9 protein-coding genes and 1 riboswitch are annotated in these 16356 nt (G+C 49.4%); all 9 genes read right to left on the bottom strand.

Annotated elements, in window-relative coordinates; genetic code table 11:
- Nucleotides 1-267: 267 nt before the first annotated feature.
- The 9 genes from IEX98_RS23025 to IEX98_RS22985 all read right to left on the bottom strand — a co-directional run bounded on the left by IEX98_RS23025 (nt 268) and on the right by IEX98_RS22985 (nt 16115).
- On the bottom strand, nt 268-714 hold the full coding sequence (locus IEX98_RS23025) for an NUDIX hydrolase (RefSeq protein WP_188891916.1): 447 nt from the start codon (nt 712-714) through the stop codon (nt 268-270).
- A 187-nt stretch (nt 715-901) separates the two neighbouring features.
- Nucleotides 902-3250 (bottom strand): glycoside hydrolase family 31 protein, encoded by a 2349-nt coding sequence (locus IEX98_RS23020; RefSeq protein WP_188891914.1) that lies wholly within the window; start codon nt 3248-3250, stop codon nt 902-904.
- 9 nt (nt 3251-3259) lie between these two features.
- Nucleotides 3260-4102, bottom strand: a complete 843-nt coding sequence (locus tag IEX98_RS23015) for a carbohydrate ABC transporter permease (protein ID WP_188891912.1) — start codon at nt 4100-4102, stop codon at nt 3260-3262.
- Nucleotides 4099-4983 (bottom strand): carbohydrate ABC transporter permease, encoded by an 885-nt coding sequence (locus IEX98_RS23010; protein WP_188891910.1) that lies wholly within the window; start codon nt 4981-4983, stop codon nt 4099-4101. Before IEX98_RS23010 ends, IEX98_RS23015 begins: the two co-directional genes overlap by 4 nt.
- A 79-nt stretch (nt 4984-5062) precedes the next feature.
- Nucleotides 5063-6343, bottom strand: coding sequence for a sugar ABC transporter substrate-binding protein (locus IEX98_RS23005; RefSeq protein WP_229692341.1), 1281 nt, complete (start codon nt 6341-6343; stop codon nt 5063-5065).
- A 112-nt stretch (nt 6344-6455) separates the two neighbouring features.
- Nucleotides 6456-8006: a response regulator transcription factor gene (locus IEX98_RS23000; RefSeq protein ID WP_188891908.1), complete on the bottom strand. Its 1551-nt coding sequence runs from the start codon at nt 8004-8006 to the stop codon at nt 6456-6458.
- On the bottom strand, nt 8003-9787 hold the full coding sequence (locus tag IEX98_RS22995) for a sensor histidine kinase (protein WP_188891906.1): 1785 nt from the start codon (nt 9785-9787) through the stop codon (nt 8003-8005). Before IEX98_RS22995 ends, IEX98_RS23000 begins: the two co-directional genes overlap by 4 nt.
- A gap of 230 nt (nt 9788-10017) precedes the next feature.
- Nucleotides 10018-10974: a DMT family transporter gene (locus tag IEX98_RS22990; RefSeq protein WP_188891904.1), complete on the bottom strand. Its 957-nt coding sequence runs from the start codon at nt 10972-10974 to the stop codon at nt 10018-10020.
- A 162-nt stretch (nt 10975-11136) separates the two neighbouring features.
- A riboswitch (FMN riboswitch) is annotated at nt 11137-11286 on the bottom strand.
- A gap of 929 nt (nt 11287-12215) precedes the next feature.
- The gene (locus IEX98_RS22985) at nt 12216-16115 is read right to left on the bottom strand and encodes a discoidin domain-containing protein (protein ID WP_188891902.1); all 3900 of its coding nucleotides are present in this window, start codon (nt 16113-16115) and stop codon (nt 12216-12218) included.
- Nucleotides 16116-16356: the final 241 nt, after the last annotated feature.

Below are 16356 nucleotides of genomic sequence, written 5' to 3'. Positions count from 1 at the left end.
TAAACAGATTCTTTAATTCATTTCTTAAAGGTTAGAATCCGTTTACAAAGGCGAACGCTAACGTTTCTCCAGAATCATTTGCTTAAAGCCGAACACTATAGACTAAATAAGATCCCGTTTGATCTTCTCCAAGCAAAAAATGATAAAATTAAACTTAGCCGCTAGACTCATTCATGTTGAAGTACAACAAGAAGAACCTTGAGTAACGCACTCAAGGTCTACAATAAAACATTCTTTTGGACTCATCATCCATTCCATTGATCATTATTAAATATAGTTGAACACCTGAATATCAACCTCATCCACGTATCCAATATCCTCTTTCAAATCCCATAATTTGATTTCAGATGTTTCATTATTCATAACAAATGGTTGCAGCGTTTCAATGAATGCTACAAACACAGGGTTATACTTTACGTTACCATTGGAAAGGTTTTTCACTTTCAGCAAACCCGTGAATTCTAAATCATTTGCCGTTTGCCCTGTTTCCTCAAGAAGCTCTCTAATCGCACATTCTATTGGCGTCTCGTTCTCTTCGCGTTGACCCGCAGGCAATTCCCATTGTTCCCTCCAAGTGTTATAGCACATCAAATATTTCCCTGAACAATTTAATACGGCGAAGGAGCCAGCAATAGGTGCATAGGTATGTATCTCATCTTCTTTTACATGAATAAAATCAAGGAACTGATAGCCATTATTTTTTGTACGGATCAAATGATTCCACCAACCTGTCCATAACCTATTAAAAAAGAGGCTCTGTTTACCATTTATTCCATCATATCATTGTAGTTCGATAAACGCGAAATACAGCTAACGCCTGCAGCCTTTTATTCATTTAACAATAAAACAAAGCCAATCCCAGCGGCCGAAATGACTGCCAGAGTTGGCTTTCCGAAATCTATTAAACGGTTAACGTCACCCAGCCCAGCTTCGTGCTGTCGGCCTGTCCCGTATCACTATCCTTCACCGTTACAGCACTTCCTTGTACTTCAACAGCATAAAGCTTCTGCTCGGAAGGCTCAAACAGCGAGCAGCAGAGCGGTTCCTGAATCGAACCATCTGATCCTGCATAAGCCTCAAACCGAACATGCCCCCAATCCAGAAATGCCGTCGACAACGCTGGTTTCAGCTGTGGAATGACCGCGCCTGCTTTGACCAGCAAAATGATTGGAATATCTCCAGCCTCTATACGCTGCCAGCTGCCGCCAATCCAACGAGTACCGGTCTGGAAATCGATCCATTCGCCCGGCGGCAAATAGACATTGCGTTCGGTCTTCTCTTCAAATATCGGTGCGATGAGCAGATCCGTGCCGAACATATATTGATCCTCGACCAGCCATGCTCCCGGATCATTCGGGAACTCGAAGAACAAGGCGCGAAGCAGCGGATGCCCTTTGTCAGCACTTAGTTTGGCCTGCGTATAAATGTAAGGCAGCAGTACATATTTCAGCTCCGTCACACGCCGGAAATATACGATAAAATCTTCACCGTACGCCCACGGTTCCGTAGGAGGCGCACCATGGCAGCGGCTATGAGAGGTCAGCATGCCAAACGGAAGCCATCGGCGGTACAACAGCTCCGGACTGCTCTCGACAAAGCCGCCGATGTCATGACTCCAGAAGGTGAAGCCGCTTAATCCGAGCGATAAGCCGCCTCTAAGCGACGCCGCCATCGCGCTGTCGGTGTTCTCCGCATCGCCGCCCCAATGAATCGGATAGCGCTGGCTTCCCGCCCAAGCACTCCTAGCCCAAATTATCGCTTCGTCGTTCACCTGCCGGGTAATATCCGCCACTGCGCGATTATAACGAAGCGGATACAGATTATGCTCCACATATCCGTTTCTGCCAGAAGCATATACGCCATTCAATGGGGCCGCTTCGCCAAAGTCGACCTTAATTGCGCCTACTCCCAGTTCCAGCAAACCGGCGATTTTCTCCTTATACCATTGCTCTGCCTCCGGATTGCTAAAGTCCAGAATCGCATCGTCGGTTGGAAGATTTCCCTCGCCGGTCAATACGGCATAGCCCTTTTCAATCAGTTCGCCATAGAGCGGGTTTGTTGGCGTGAAATAAGGCAGCTGCCATAGCGAAACCCGCAGCCCCTGCTCTTTCAAATCAGAAATCATCCGGCCCGGATCATCGAACCGCTCCGCAGAAAACTCGTAGTTGCAGCGCCAGTCTTTATCAAACCATCCCGTATCTAGATGGATAACGTCGGTTGGAATCCCATTGATGCGAAGCTTCTCCGCCACCTCGCGCACCTCTGCTTCAGAGCTGTACGTAATCCGGCTCATCCATAGGCCAAACGACCAGAGCGGCGGCAGCGGACTTTTCCCCGTCAAATTCGTATACTCGGACAATACGTCCTTCGGCTCGCCGATGAACAGGAATAAATCCAGTTCCTCTTCCCCGGTATACAGCGTTTGCGTATCGTCGTAAGCCGCCCCCAAATCGAAGGTCATCGGTGCCGTGGAATGAACGAACATGCCATAGCCCCGGCTGCTTAGGTAAAACGGAATTGGCTTATACATGCGCGGCGTTTGCGCACTAAGCGCATCGGTTGTGAACAGATCAATCCGCTGACCGCGTTTATTCAGACGGGTAAAAGACTCCCCCGTACCAAACAGTTTCTCATCGGGGTGCAAAGAAAAGCTGGCTGCAAGCTGATTGCCCATATCGGCTGAGCTTCTGCGGAATGCAAACGGCAGCTGATTGGAATTGAGCAGCGATTTGGAATCGGACAGATGCCGCGTCTCGGTCAGAACTTCGCCATCCGAATTCCGGATCGTAATTTTCCACGGATTAAAGCCTACGGTTACCGAGCCAAAGCGGCTCTCATAGACGACTGCCGAATCACCTTCTTGGCGTGACTCCCATTGAAACCGGCGATCGGCCGCCCCCTCTTCCAGCATGAGCGATGACTCATCGGATGTTCTACGGCTGAAGGATGGACGCGTCTTAACCCGGAGCCGGATTGTCCGCTCGCTCAAGAAAGCGAGCTGGAAATCCGTAACCGGCTGATCCGCATATTCATCGGGAAACTCCCAGCCCTGAGATGCGGCGAACGGATAATCGATCTGGTTGAAAGAAAGGCGAGGCTTGCGCAAATAGCGCTGCCACTGCATTTGACCTTGATGCGTTTCTGCATCGTAGGCGGCTGCGGATGAAGCGAAGAAATACGTATCGGAAGGCTCTTCGAAGCCCGCTCCTACATCAAATGGACGATTTAACGGATATTTTATAGTTGTCATATGATTCGATCATCCTTTCACTGCGCCGTTCGTCAGTCCGCTGACGATATACCGCTGTACGAAAATAAAGAGTAGCGCTACCGGAATGATGCTCACCGTACCGAAAGCCATCGTATTGTTCCACGAGGTGCTTTGGAAGCCCAAGAAGTTGTAAATGCCCGCTGTAATCGGCCGCAAGCTTTCTTTGCTGATGAACGTCATACCGTAGATCAGGTCGCCCCAGGCAAACAGGAACGAGAACACAATCGCAACTACTACACCAGGAACCGCGATAGGAAGCATGATGCGGAAAAAGGTTGTCAGCGTATTGCAGCCGTCGATCTTCGCCGATTCCTCCAGCTCCTTCGGCAATGTGACAAAGTAGGTCCGCAAAATAATAACGGCAAACGGAATACCTGCCGTCGCATTTGCCAATATCGTGCTCCAGTAAGACGGTCCGATGAGACCTAACTGCTTAAACAGCAAAAACAGCGGAGTCAGAATAAGCGAAGCTGGCAGCATTTGCGTAACAAGAAACAATAAAACGAACAGATGGCGTCCTGGAAAACGGAAGCGGGCTACGCCGTAGGAAGCCGGTATGGCAAGCAGCGTCGAGATAATCAATGCACCGACAGAAATGGCGAGGCTGTTGCGGAAGCCCGCGAATATATCGACGGAGGAGCCGGTAAGCTGCTCCGTATACGATTCGATCTGAAATTGATGCGGAAACCAGGTTTGCGGGGTTTGGAAAATTTCGGCCTCCGTCTTGAACGATGTCGCTGCCAGCCAGTATAACGGGAAGAGAAAGACAGCGGTAACGATGATTCCGAAGAGGGGCAGCAGCCACCTTGCATTTTTTTTCAACAATGTCATGACCGCTCCTCCCTATTCAGCAAACGCATGTAAACAAAGCCGACCACGAGCAGGACGAGGAACATGACATTAGCAACCGCCGCCCCTTGGCTGTATTGAAACTGATCAAAGCTCAGCTTATAGGCGAACGTAGACATCATCTGCGTAGAGTTAACCGGTCCGCCGTTCGTGATGATCAGCACGATGTCGAATACTTTAAACGTATAGATAAAGCCTAACACCAGCAGCGATAAAATCGCCGATTTGAGCTGTGGCAGCGTAATCCGGAAAAACCGCTGCAGCACGTTTGCGCCATCGATCGCCGCGCTTTCGTAGATGTCTTTCGGAATGGTCGTCAATGCCGTTGTCAGTAAAATCATATTGAACGGAATGCCAATCCACGTATTGGCAAGAATGACGGTAAACATTGCCGTATGCCGCTCCACGAGCCATTCGATTGGAGCTTGAATCAGATGAAGCCGCAGAAGCACATCGTTGATAATGCCTCCGGAGCCGAACATAAACTTGAACATCATCGCTGTAATTGTCGCAGGCAGCAGCCAGCTGATCATGACCAGCCCTCTAAGCCTTTGCGAGAACCGGAAGGAAAGCTGGAACAATAATGCGAAAGCAAGGCCTACAACAAACTGCAGCGCAATACACATCATTGTGAAAACAAGCGTGTTCTGCAGCACCTTCACCAGCGCGCCCTCACGGAACAGCTTGGTGTAATTGTCAAAGCCGACAAACGGCTGATCGCCGTTTACCAGGTTCATGACGTTAACGTCCAGTAAACTTAACCGTATGTTATCAATGATGGGATAGCCTACGAAGAAGAGCATGTATGCCAGCGCCGGCAGCGCGAACAGGTAGCCTGCTCTCCATTCTTTGAACTTACTCATGCTGTTCACCGCCCTTAAAAAAAGGGAGTACATGGAAGCTGCACATGTACTCCCCTTTATCGATTTTCAATGCTGCACTTTATTTTTGCAAAACACCGTCGATTTTCGCTTGTGCTTCTTTCGCTGCCGCTTCCGGTTCGGAGTAGAGTGTCAGCACTTTACCCAGCGCTTCGGAAATCGCGTTGGAAATTTCCGGCCATTTCGGATGCGGGCCGCGAGGCTGCGCATACTCCATGTTTTGGGCAAACACTTTCAATTTGTCGTTATCTGTCCAGTAAGGATCGCTTGCAACATCTTTGCGGGCCGGGAAATAGCCGAATTTCTGCGCAAAGTCCTTGCTCACGTCTGGAGAAGCAACATATTTAATAAATTCAATCGCTTCCGGTATGTTTTTCCCGTTCACGACGCCAAGGTTTTCTCCGCCTAGTACGGAGGCATACTGTTTGTCTTTCGGAACGAGCGCCAAGCCGTATTTCAAATCTGGAGCCGATTTCTCAATATCCGGGATTTGCCAAGGTCCGTTAATCATCATGGCCAGCTTGCCTGCCGCGAACTGCTTCATCACGTCGGATTGCGTCCAGTTGATCACTTCCTTGCTCATCGAGCCGTCTTTAATGAGGTCGGACAGCAGCCCGAATGCTCTTACACCATCTGTCGAAACTTGATCGAAAGTTGCCCCTGTGGACAACAGCCAAGGCAGAAACTGGAACGTGCCTTCTTCATTTTGCGGAGCGCTGACGCCAATCCCTTTAACGCCGTCTTTTGTCAGCTTTTTCGCCGCTTCCTTCAGCTCATCCCATGTTTGCGGCGGCGTTACGCCAGCATCCTGGAGCATTTGCTCGTTGTAGTAGAGCGCTAAGTTGTTGCTGCCGAGCGGAATACCATACTGCTTGCCGTCATAGGAGGCGGATTTCCATGGTCCTTCGAAGAACTGATCCTTCTCCGGCCAATCCTTCAACTGCTCCGTAATGTCTGCGAACAGTCCCATTGCCGCGTAAGCTGCATGATCGGGATTATCGATAATGACGATGTCCGGCAATTCGGATGCGGTCAGACCAACGGACAGCCGCTTTTTGAAATCTGCGAATGGAATATAGACCGGATCAACTGTAATATTCGGGTTTTTAGCCGTAAAGCCGTCCGTCAACGACTTCACAATATCGAACTGTGCTTTGCCTTCGAAATAGAACCACAGCGTCAGCTTCTTCGGCTCAACGGCACCTTTGCCTTCGGCTGCCTCATTGGAACCTTTGCTTTCCTTATTGCCGTTTCCATTTCCGTTTCCTCCGCCGCAAGCTGCCAGCGCTAAGGACAATACGAGCAGCATGGCCAGCATCCATAAACCTGATCTTTTTTTCAACTTTATCCCCCCTGAAGTGACAAGACTTTGTGATCACGTTTTCAGTTTATGGTTTTGAAAGCGTTTCATAAATACGAAATATTTAATAAAGGTGGACGATCTTAAACGAAAATCATCCCCTGTTCAGTTTTTGATATTCCGCTGGCGACAAGCCAGTCATCTCTTTGAACACACGCGAAAAATATTTCGGATCCGGATAGCCTACCTGTTGCGCGATTTCAAACATTTTCAGACCGGATTCCAGCAGCAGCTCCTTCGCTTTGCGAATTCGATGCTCCTTCAGAAACGCCGTGAAGTTGCGGCCCGCTTCCCGTGTGAACAATCCGCTCAAATATTCCGGTGTAATATGCAGCTCGGCCGCGATCTCCTCGAGTGTTACGCCGTCCTGATACCTTTCCTGGAGAATGCGAATCGTTTTTTGAACAATCATGCTATAAGGAACCGGATTGCTTTCCGGCCGGATCGACGACAACTGGCGGGCGATGACTGCGAAAGCTGCCTGCAGCTCCTGCCTCGTCTGCGATGATAAGATCGGATGGAGCCATTCTTGTTGATAATCGAATGTTATGCGCTCGCCATATAGGCCGCTGACGGTTTGCAGCATCGCCGATACGAGCCGTACCGACGCATCGATGATATGCTGGGGATCATAGACCCCTCTGAGGCAAAAGTCGAGCCATTGCTCCAGGTGCCTTCCCGCTTCATCCGGTGTATGCGAAGATACTGCCATCTTGAGTTTATTCTCGATTGTAGACGGGTACGAGAGAACGCGGCGTTCAAGCTGGAGCCGTTCCAGTTGCCCCACATTCAGAACCACATCAGATCCTTCGACGGCAATGAACCATTTTCTCAATTCTTTTAGACGATCAAAGGAAGGCTTCAACCGGGAGACATCGTTCATTTCCGCTACGCTGATGGCCGCATACGAATCGAGATTGCGAACTGCGGGCAGCAACACCTCTTTGACATAATGCTGAAGCTCCCTATTTGCCGAGTCGGGTTGAACCAGTGCTGCCAGAGACTGATCCTGCACGACTGAACAGACCGCTTGACGTCCATACGGCTTCAGTAAGCTGCTGATGATTGGCAGCATGTGTCTAGCGACATTATCAAATTGTTTGCCTAAGTAAATTGTTACCAGAAAGAGGGGCAATTGCTCCTCCAAGCCCATTCCCTGACCGATATAAGATGACAGCAGCGGCCTATCGATGTCTTCCCGGCCGAGCAGCTGCTGCAGCAGTTGCTCAGCTTGGGCAGCCGCATTTCCTGCCGGCATCCCCGCTGCCGTCTGAAAGTTCAGCTCCTCTTTCACTTTTTCCAGCGTAACGCGCAGATCCTCTGCTGTAATCGGCTTCTCCAGAAATTCAAACACGCCAAGCTGCAAAGCTTTTCGTGCATACTCATACTCCGAAAATCCAGTGAGAATGACCGTTTTGTGGCGATGACCCCGCTCTTTAAGCTGCTGAAGCATCTCGATACCCGTTGCTTGCGGCATTTTGATATCCGCTATAACCAGATCTGGCCGAAGCTCCTCAATGAGGCTGATGCCCGATAGGCCATTATCCGCCTCGCCAATGACCTCATAGTCGGGGCCAAGCTTGCCGATTAGTTTGATGATGCCGCTGCGTGTATTGTCCTCATCTTCGATTACGACGATTTTCATCCAGCCAGTTCCTCCTTTGGTGACATAGCGGGGAGCAGCAGCTTGACAGCTGTACCTTCTCCCAGCTCGCTAGTTACACTAAATTCCGCCTGCTCCCCATAATGCATTCGCATTCTCTCCATGACGTTGCGAATACCGATGGAGCTTGAATGGCCGCCGCCCTCCGTAAACGCAACACTTTCATGCCGGAGCTTCGTCAATAGGGCTTCATCCATACCGACGCCGTTGTCGCAAATCGTAATTTCCATACGATCATCTGTTATGAACCGGAAACGAATAGACAACACGCCTCCTTGCTTCACCCCCGAAAAACCGTGAATGATTGCATTTTCAATAATCGGCTGAAGCAGCAGCTTTGGAATATAGAAATCTAACGCCGCTTCGTCCTTCTCGACAACACATTCGAACGAGGAGCGGAACCGGTATTGCTGCAAAAACATATAACGGTCCATCCACATCAGCTCTTCTCTTACGGTCACTGGCTTGTTGCTGTCTTTGATGCTGTAGCGTAAAATTTGTGCCAATCCTTTCAGCATCTGGCTAATCTGATGCTCGTCCTTCTCAATGGCTAGCCAGTTGATCGAGTCCAGCGTATTGTACAGAAAATGAGGGTTAATTTGCGCTTCCAAGGCACGTATTTCCGCTTCCTTCCGCTTTTCGCCTGTTTCTCTAATTTCCTGCATTAAATCATTGATCGTCACCATCATCCGGTTAAAATGAAGTGCGATCGTAGAAATCTCGTCTTGCGAACGGTCATCCACTTGCACCGTAAATCCCCCGTGCCTGGCAATGCGCATCGCACCAACAACTTTGCGAATGGAAGCCGTTAATCTTCCTGAAAAGTAGAAAATAAGCACTCCTGCCAATACAAGCGCCGCAGCACCTACCGATATGCTGATCCGCTGCATCGCATACATTTCGTTGAACAGTTCTTTCTGATCAATCAAGTTATATAGAGTAAAACCCGTTTTGGAATTGTAATAGGTGTTGCTGATCGTCGCCGCTGTCGTCACATCGCCGATCGTTTTGCCGATGCTGCTCTGATCAGGAGAGGACACGATGGTGCCATCCTTGTCCGCCAAAAAATTACGGCTTTCGAACGGCTGTTTGGTATCGCTTTCAGGATCCGTCAAATTAATCGCACTGGCCAATACAGATTCATACACGGTAACAACGACGACTCCGATACCCTCCAGATTCACTCCGTTCAAATCGCTTAACTTCCGAACCAGATGAAAACCGTATTGCTCATCCCGATTTATCGAGCTGATCTTCTCAGGAGCGGTCATGATTCCGTTCGTTTTATGAATAGCCGAGACGTAAAGCGGATGCTGCTGAAGATTGGAGGCTTCCGACCACAGATTGTCATACGGAGAGCCTGTTTGCTGGTCGTAGCAGATCAATGAGCCGTTGCTCGTAAATATCGCGACGCTTCGGATGCCGTATTTTGCATAGGAATAGGAGGATAGGAGATTGATCAGCTTACGTTTGCTTAGCTCGACATCCTCGTTGGGAACGTTGATTGCTTTTACAAGCCGAATCACATCGTCATTCGTAATGATTTGAAATAATAGGTCCTGATACGCCAGCAGCGATATATCCAGGTTTTTTGACGTTTGCAGCAAGTTCGCTTGTACTAGGGCGTTGGTCTTCGTTTGCATGGCATCGGTGGACACATAATACGAGATCATTTGCACGATCAATACCGGCAGCAAACTGACCAGCATGAACGATACGATCAGTTTATTCCGGTAGCTGAAACGCCATTTTCTGGCTGCCAATCTGAACTCCCCCTTCAATTCGACACCTTTCTTTATTTATCATCTAACCTCAACAACCGGCTAAATTGCAATCGTTTTCTTTTTTATTGGTCCTAGGACCTAAGTCATATCAAGACGGCTTGGCGAGCTAGGAGCTGCTCTTTGCGATGCTTAACTTTAAAAAATCAGGCATAAAAAAACGCCGTGCTGGCGCAACGGCGAGGACTTGAAGATATCAAATTAGCAGATTGCTATTGTTGGAGCGGCTGCTCCTTGTCTTGCTGTCTTGATATGAAAAACAAGGTGATCCAAATGAGCAGGAAGCCTGCCAATTGTGCTGGCGTAATGATCGCTTTGAACGCAATCCAGTTCAACAAAACGCCGACCATCGGGAAGCTTAGCTCAGCTAAAGTAGCGTAGGAAGCTTTAATTTTACTCAGCCCTTTGTAGTAGAGCAGCAGGCTAAGCAGACCCGGCAATAACGCCTGAAGCAGCAGGTTGATCAGTACGGCGAACTGCTCGCCTGTACCCGCTGGAAACTTCCATATTGCGCCTTCGGAAGCTGTTATGACCAGCAGCAGCGGCAGCGCCAAGACGAAACGCAGTGAGGTGACGGTCTCATACTTCATCGTGCCTAGCAAGTAACGGCCCATTACGGTAGAGCCGCCCCACAGCAGAGCTGCGCCAAGCGATAGCAGACTGCCGATTTGCATCAAATCGTTAACATGGGCAAACGGCAGCGAGAAGCCGAAGGTGAGCAAATAGGTGCCGGCGACTGCTGCCAGGAACAGCGGGCCGATAAACCGCGGCAGCACTTCCTTCAACAGCACTCTTGCCAATACGATCGCGAACAGCGGCTGAAGCTTCTGAAGCAGCAGCACCGCATTGGGATTGCCATGCGCCAATCCCAGCGTGAAGAGGATTGTCGCTAGCGCCGAGCCGCCCCATGAAATAAAGAGCAGCGCCCCCACCTGACGAAGCGATGTACCGCGCAGATCGGCACGGTTTTTCCAGAGAACGGGTGCTGCAGCCGCAAACAGAATCAAGTGCTCAAGCAATACGATTTGCGTAGAAGTGAGCGACTTTAACAGCAAAATGCGGAACACAGGATCGATGCCCCAAAGAGCGGCTCCGATTACGACTAGCCAAAACTCCATACGAACGGGTTTTGTTCGAACAAGCGGTGGTGCAGAAAATGAATGACTCATAATGATTGACCTTTCTGAATCAAGGACCGGGCACAACATACAGTGGCTGCATGTTCGCCAAAAAAGCCCCGATTCACGCGAACACGCGAATCGGGGCTGCCCAAATAAAGCTGCGAGTACAGAAGCTGCGTCAAATTAAACGCGCTTGCCCGCATCAGTACTTGTGATCTTCTTCCATCCGGACTATACCGTCGGCCTTGGATTTGCACCAAGTCAGTCCCCTTGCCGTAGTCGGCTCAGAGAGTCGCGGGCTTCGTTCAACGAGGAACGTTTACCGCCGGTCAGGAGTTTCACCCTGCCCCGAAGATCCTTATTCATTTAATGTATTGTAGTAGTTTTGTACCGTTTACTAACGGAACGTTTGTAAAGCATAGTATCACAGTCGGAAATAAAAAAGCAAGAACAATTTCATTCCTGTGGTCTCGCAGCACGGCGTGAGACTCTCTTCTGGCGCTTCTCGGACTGTTGCATAAAGTAATTACGTGCCGCCAAAGCTCTGGGGCTGCATCTTATGTGACCAACTAATTTAAGCATTACACGCATCCGTGAATGATCACTTTTAGCCGAACAGGAATCAAAATGCAAATGTGCATTTTGATAAGGCCAAAATGACCCAAAATCACTATCAAAATGCGAAAATACATTCTAAATCGCTCAATTTCGACTTATTTAAGCTTTTCGCCCCAATCAACCTGCACTTTTACATTTTGACGCCATAAATCGCCGAAAAACCCGCTAACAAACTGCACTTTTACATTTTGATTCAAATCCTATAAACAAACCTGGCACAGTTAAGCAGAATGAACATTATTGTACTAAAATGGTGCTAGCTGAGGCTCTGTTAAACTAACTATTCACTACTGGAGATTACGGCTACTTTACTGCAATACGCATACCCTATGTACTGTGTAATGCCTAATGTGTGCTGCCTTATAGCAGCTACCTCTGTATATTTACCTTTATTCATTACTTGGTGCGTAACCCCTCCTAGCTGATTACCTGGTGCTTACTGCCTTTAACTCACACTTTATGTATATTACCTTTAGCGCACCAGTGTAAGCGGAGCGTTTTGAGTTCAGGCTGACATTTCGAAGGTTCAATCCATTTAACATCGTATAAGCGATGGGACAATGGAATCAAGAACGGCAGAATGAACCAAAACGCGCAGCGAGCACCTCTCTCCTAGAACACCAAAAAGGCGTTCCGAAGAACGCCTCCTTGGCTCTACTACAACAAGCTGCTTAATTAATCGTCACGATAAATCCATTTTGAATGTAATTCACATTCGGGTTAGCGATATTGCTCGTCGTCAAATTATTGAACGTCGCAGAGCCGTTACCGGTATAGGTGTAGATGGCTGCACCTTTATGCGGTGACGTAAACCGTGAGGTTTCAATGCCGTCTAAGCCCGTGCCGTTAATGTTAATGTTGTTGAACACGATATTTTCGAACCCGCCGCCGTAGCCGAATTGGATGGCGCTGCGCTGGGTGTTAATAATATCGATGTTAGAGAATGTGACGTTTTTAATGGAGTCGTTGGAAGCCTCCAAGTCGATTGCGCCACGTTCACCGTTGTACAGATCCTTGCTCGTGCCGCTGTTGATAATTGTCGTATCCGAGAACAAAATGCCCGTATTATTCTGGAAATGATGTCCAGGGAAAACGGTGTTCATCCGGATGCCGGAGCCTCCGACGGTATCGACAATCAGATTGTTAGTCGCTTTGTGACCGCCACCGCCAAAGAAGGCGATTGCTGCTGCGCGCCAGTTGTTCTCAATCGTATTGAAGGAGAACGTATTGTTCACACCTGCAGGAGCGCCGTTGACGTTACTTGTCCATACGGCGAGGCCGTCATCACCGTTATTGCGGATGCTGCTGTTGCGCACGGTCGAATTGCTCGTTCCTTGCGCAAAGTTGATGCCGTCTGCAAGGTTATTTCGCACGCGGCTGTTTTCGATCACAAGCCCATCCGCATAAATCGCAGGAGTATGAGCGTAGTCGCCGACCCAGAAGCCGCATTCGAAATGCTCTACCCAAACGTTATGCACCTTGGAGTTTTTACCGAAATTGTCCATGAACGCTTTATAGATAGCCTCCTGATTATAACGGGATCTCAAGTTAGAATTCATATAAATATGGCTAAAATCCAACTTCCCTTTAACTCGGAATGATATGCCTCCAGAAGCCGCATTCGCATTCGTAAATTGAATGTTCGTATGCCAGATGCCGGCGCCCACAATCGTAATATCGTCAATCATATTGCTAACCGAGCCGATTTTCCACATGTTGCCCAAATGGAAGGTTCCTGCCGGAATATAGAGTGTTTTGCCGGAAGCAACCGCTGCCGTTACAGCAGCTTCGAAAGCGGCAAGATCATCGTTCCCGTCATTGGCAATTGCGCCGTAATCCGTTACGGATACCGAGTTGGCCGGACGTGGGACTACGTCAGGTACAGGCTCGATTTCGAGGAAATCGACGCCGTATTCCAAACTGTCTCCATTACCCTTCTGAATACGAATCGTGTCTCCGCTTTGTAGCGGTGTGTCCAGCTTCCAGTGAACTTCATCAAACCGGAATAGCGGCCGGCCGCCTCCAGGGGCATCGGCAGGATGATCACTGTTGAAATATTGCCAGCTATAGTAAGAAGTCAGGGATACGGTTTTCACTTTGACGCCATTGACATAGACATCAAGGGAACCGTTCAGTCCCATGCCGTTTGCCGAATCAGGCATCGTAAACCTCATCGTAACGCCCGCTCCGCCCTCGCCTGAACGAACAGTCCATTGCGCATACGAGCCGTTAGACGGAAGCGCTATATAACGCTGACCGGATGCTTCCGAAGCTGTTAGTGCTTGGTCAAAGGTTGGCGCAGTCTGCAAAGCAGCACCGCCTCCGCGTGTAGCATCGTCCGTATCATAGCGGCTGTAAGGCATGCTTGCACCACGTGCCGAATAGACAACCAGACTTGTCGTACTTACGTTATTCGTCTGTTTAATTGGAAGCTCGTTGGCATCTGCAGCGACCGTTACCGTTACGCTGTAGTTCCCCGTTGCCGCAGTCCATGTACCCATATTGACATTAACAGAAGCTCCAGCAGCCAGAGTGCCGGTATATGACCCATTGTAGGTCTGTATCGTCGCCCCTGCCCCATTTTTCAAGACAACTGTAACACCATGGGAACCGCCGGCTGAAGCGATGTTTCCTTGGTTTTTAAGATTTACCGTAAACGCCACAGCGCTATTAGCTGTTGGCGTATTCGGAGTCCATGAAACCGTTCCTACCAGGTCAGCGCTTGCAACAGGTGCAACCGTTAATGGAGCGAAATGAGTATAACTGTTGTTTACCTTGTTTTGCTCGATAATGAGATTGCTCTCATCGACTTTGGCGTTGACTGTATAATTCGCCGCCGTCTTCTCTCCAACATTGAGCGATACCGCTGCTTCAGCACCGGCCGCAAGCGCGCCTACCGGAGCAGAGCCTGCCAGTGTATTATTCAGATAGAAATTGACTGTTGTTGCTGGAGAACCGGCATTGCCGATGTTCTTCACGGTAGCGTTCAGCGTAATGGCATTCGTCTCAATTGGCGTAGACGGCGACCATGAAATGCCGGTAATCGTCAGATCCGGATTTGGAGATGGCGTGCCAAACACTTGGAATTCCGCCACTTGTCCGCCCGGAGCTCCGGAATTGGACGTAATGCTCAATTGAAGCCGTTTCACTGTAGCTGTAACCGGAATTGTAACTGTATTGCCGGTTGACGGATTAAACGTATAGGATTGCGAAGTTACCAAATTGCTAAAGCTCGTCGTGTTCTGATTGTGGCCCAGCACCTGAATCGTCTGTGTACGTGTTGACCACGCAGCGGACGGGTTGAGCTTCAGCACAATCGACGTTACGTCATGATTGGCTCCCAGATCGAGTGTGAGCGTGCTTGAGCTGCTGCCGCCTTCCCAATAAGTATCGGTGTTGTTATCGATTGCATTGGCTGCAACGAAGGATTGTGTGCTTGAAGAAGCTGTAATCGCTTTGCCAATCGCAATGTTGCCGCCTGGCCCAGCTGTTGGCGTCACCGTTGGAGTCGGTGTTACAGTAGGCGTTGGCGTTGGTGTCGGCGCCACTGTAGTCGTCGGTGTTGGTGTTGCCGTTGGGGTCGGTGTTGGCGTCGGCGTCGGCGTCGGTGTTGGCGTTGGTGTCGACGACGTATTAGCCGTTACTGTAATCTGATCCAAATTAACATTGCCGGAATCGCCCGCATCATATCTATAGGCAATCGTATTGTTGCCGGCATTCAGACTAACGGTCTCCACTTTAGTTCCCCAAGTATCCCAGTTCGCCAAGCTGGACAAGGAGGTTTGCCGGACTTTCGTTCCGTTGGCATACAGACTTAGCGTCTTTGCGCTGCCGCTGCTGTTGGCGTATTTCAATGTCACATCATAGTTGCCTGCCGCAGGTACATTGACCGTAAAAGTCGTCGCTGCGCCCTGTGCCCAATAGCCGTCGACAAATCCGGTACCCGAATATCCGGTGTGGTCGGTGTTGACTTTCGCTCCCCCAGACAGCGCCGCAGATTCTGCTTGGTACGTGCCTGGTGCAGAAGGCGTTGGACTAGGCGTAGGGGTCGTTCCGCCGCTGCCGTAAATTTCAAATTCCGACAGCTGAGCCGCTGGCCATTCGGTATTGCCCGTTACGTTCAAACGAACGTAACGCGTACTTGCTGCCGCAAAGTTAATCGTGACTGTATTGCTCGAAGCAGTGTTAAATGCATAACCCGCCGATCCAACAATATCTGTATATGAAGATCCGTTTGCGCTTCCTTGAACGGCCAGCGTTTGCGTTCTGGAGCCCCAGCTTGCAGGCAGCTTCAGAACGATCTGATCAATGCTTGTACTGGCACCCAAATCGACTTGAATCCACTGCGGGAATGCATTATTCGTGCTTTCCCAATACGTGTTCTGATCACTGTCCTTCACATTGTTCGGGCTGTAATTTTGAGATTGTCCGCTTGCCGTTATCGTCTTGCCAAGAGCGAGATTGGCACCGCCAGCTGCATGCACGGGCGCTGACGGACCTGCCGATAGGAGCAGGCTTGAGATCAGCATGGTCACTGCCAGCGACCATGCGACATACTTCTTGTTGCGCATTATATACCTCCTCAATAAAATAGGGTGCGAGAACATGCAGTAAACCTTCCAAATCAATTAATGATAGCGGTTACAATTCATGATGTCTCACTTCGACGTTTTCTGTCTTTCTTATTCCGTTGCCTTCACCTGCCTTTCATAATTAACTGGCAAAGCTCCTCCTTTCCATGTCATACATTCCCATTATAGAGACAGAGCTGACCAAGCTATAAGATGCAATACTACGAAAAATGTATGCGCT

Origin of the sequence: Paenibacillus radicis (ex Gao et al. 2016), assembly GCF_014641555.1 — a bacterium.
Lineage (GTDB): Bacteria > Bacillota > Bacilli > Paenibacillales > Paenibacillaceae > Pristimantibacillus > Pristimantibacillus radicis.
The sequence above is the reverse complement of the archived record's forward strand: the minus strand, read 5'-3'. Positions and strand labels throughout refer to the sequence as shown.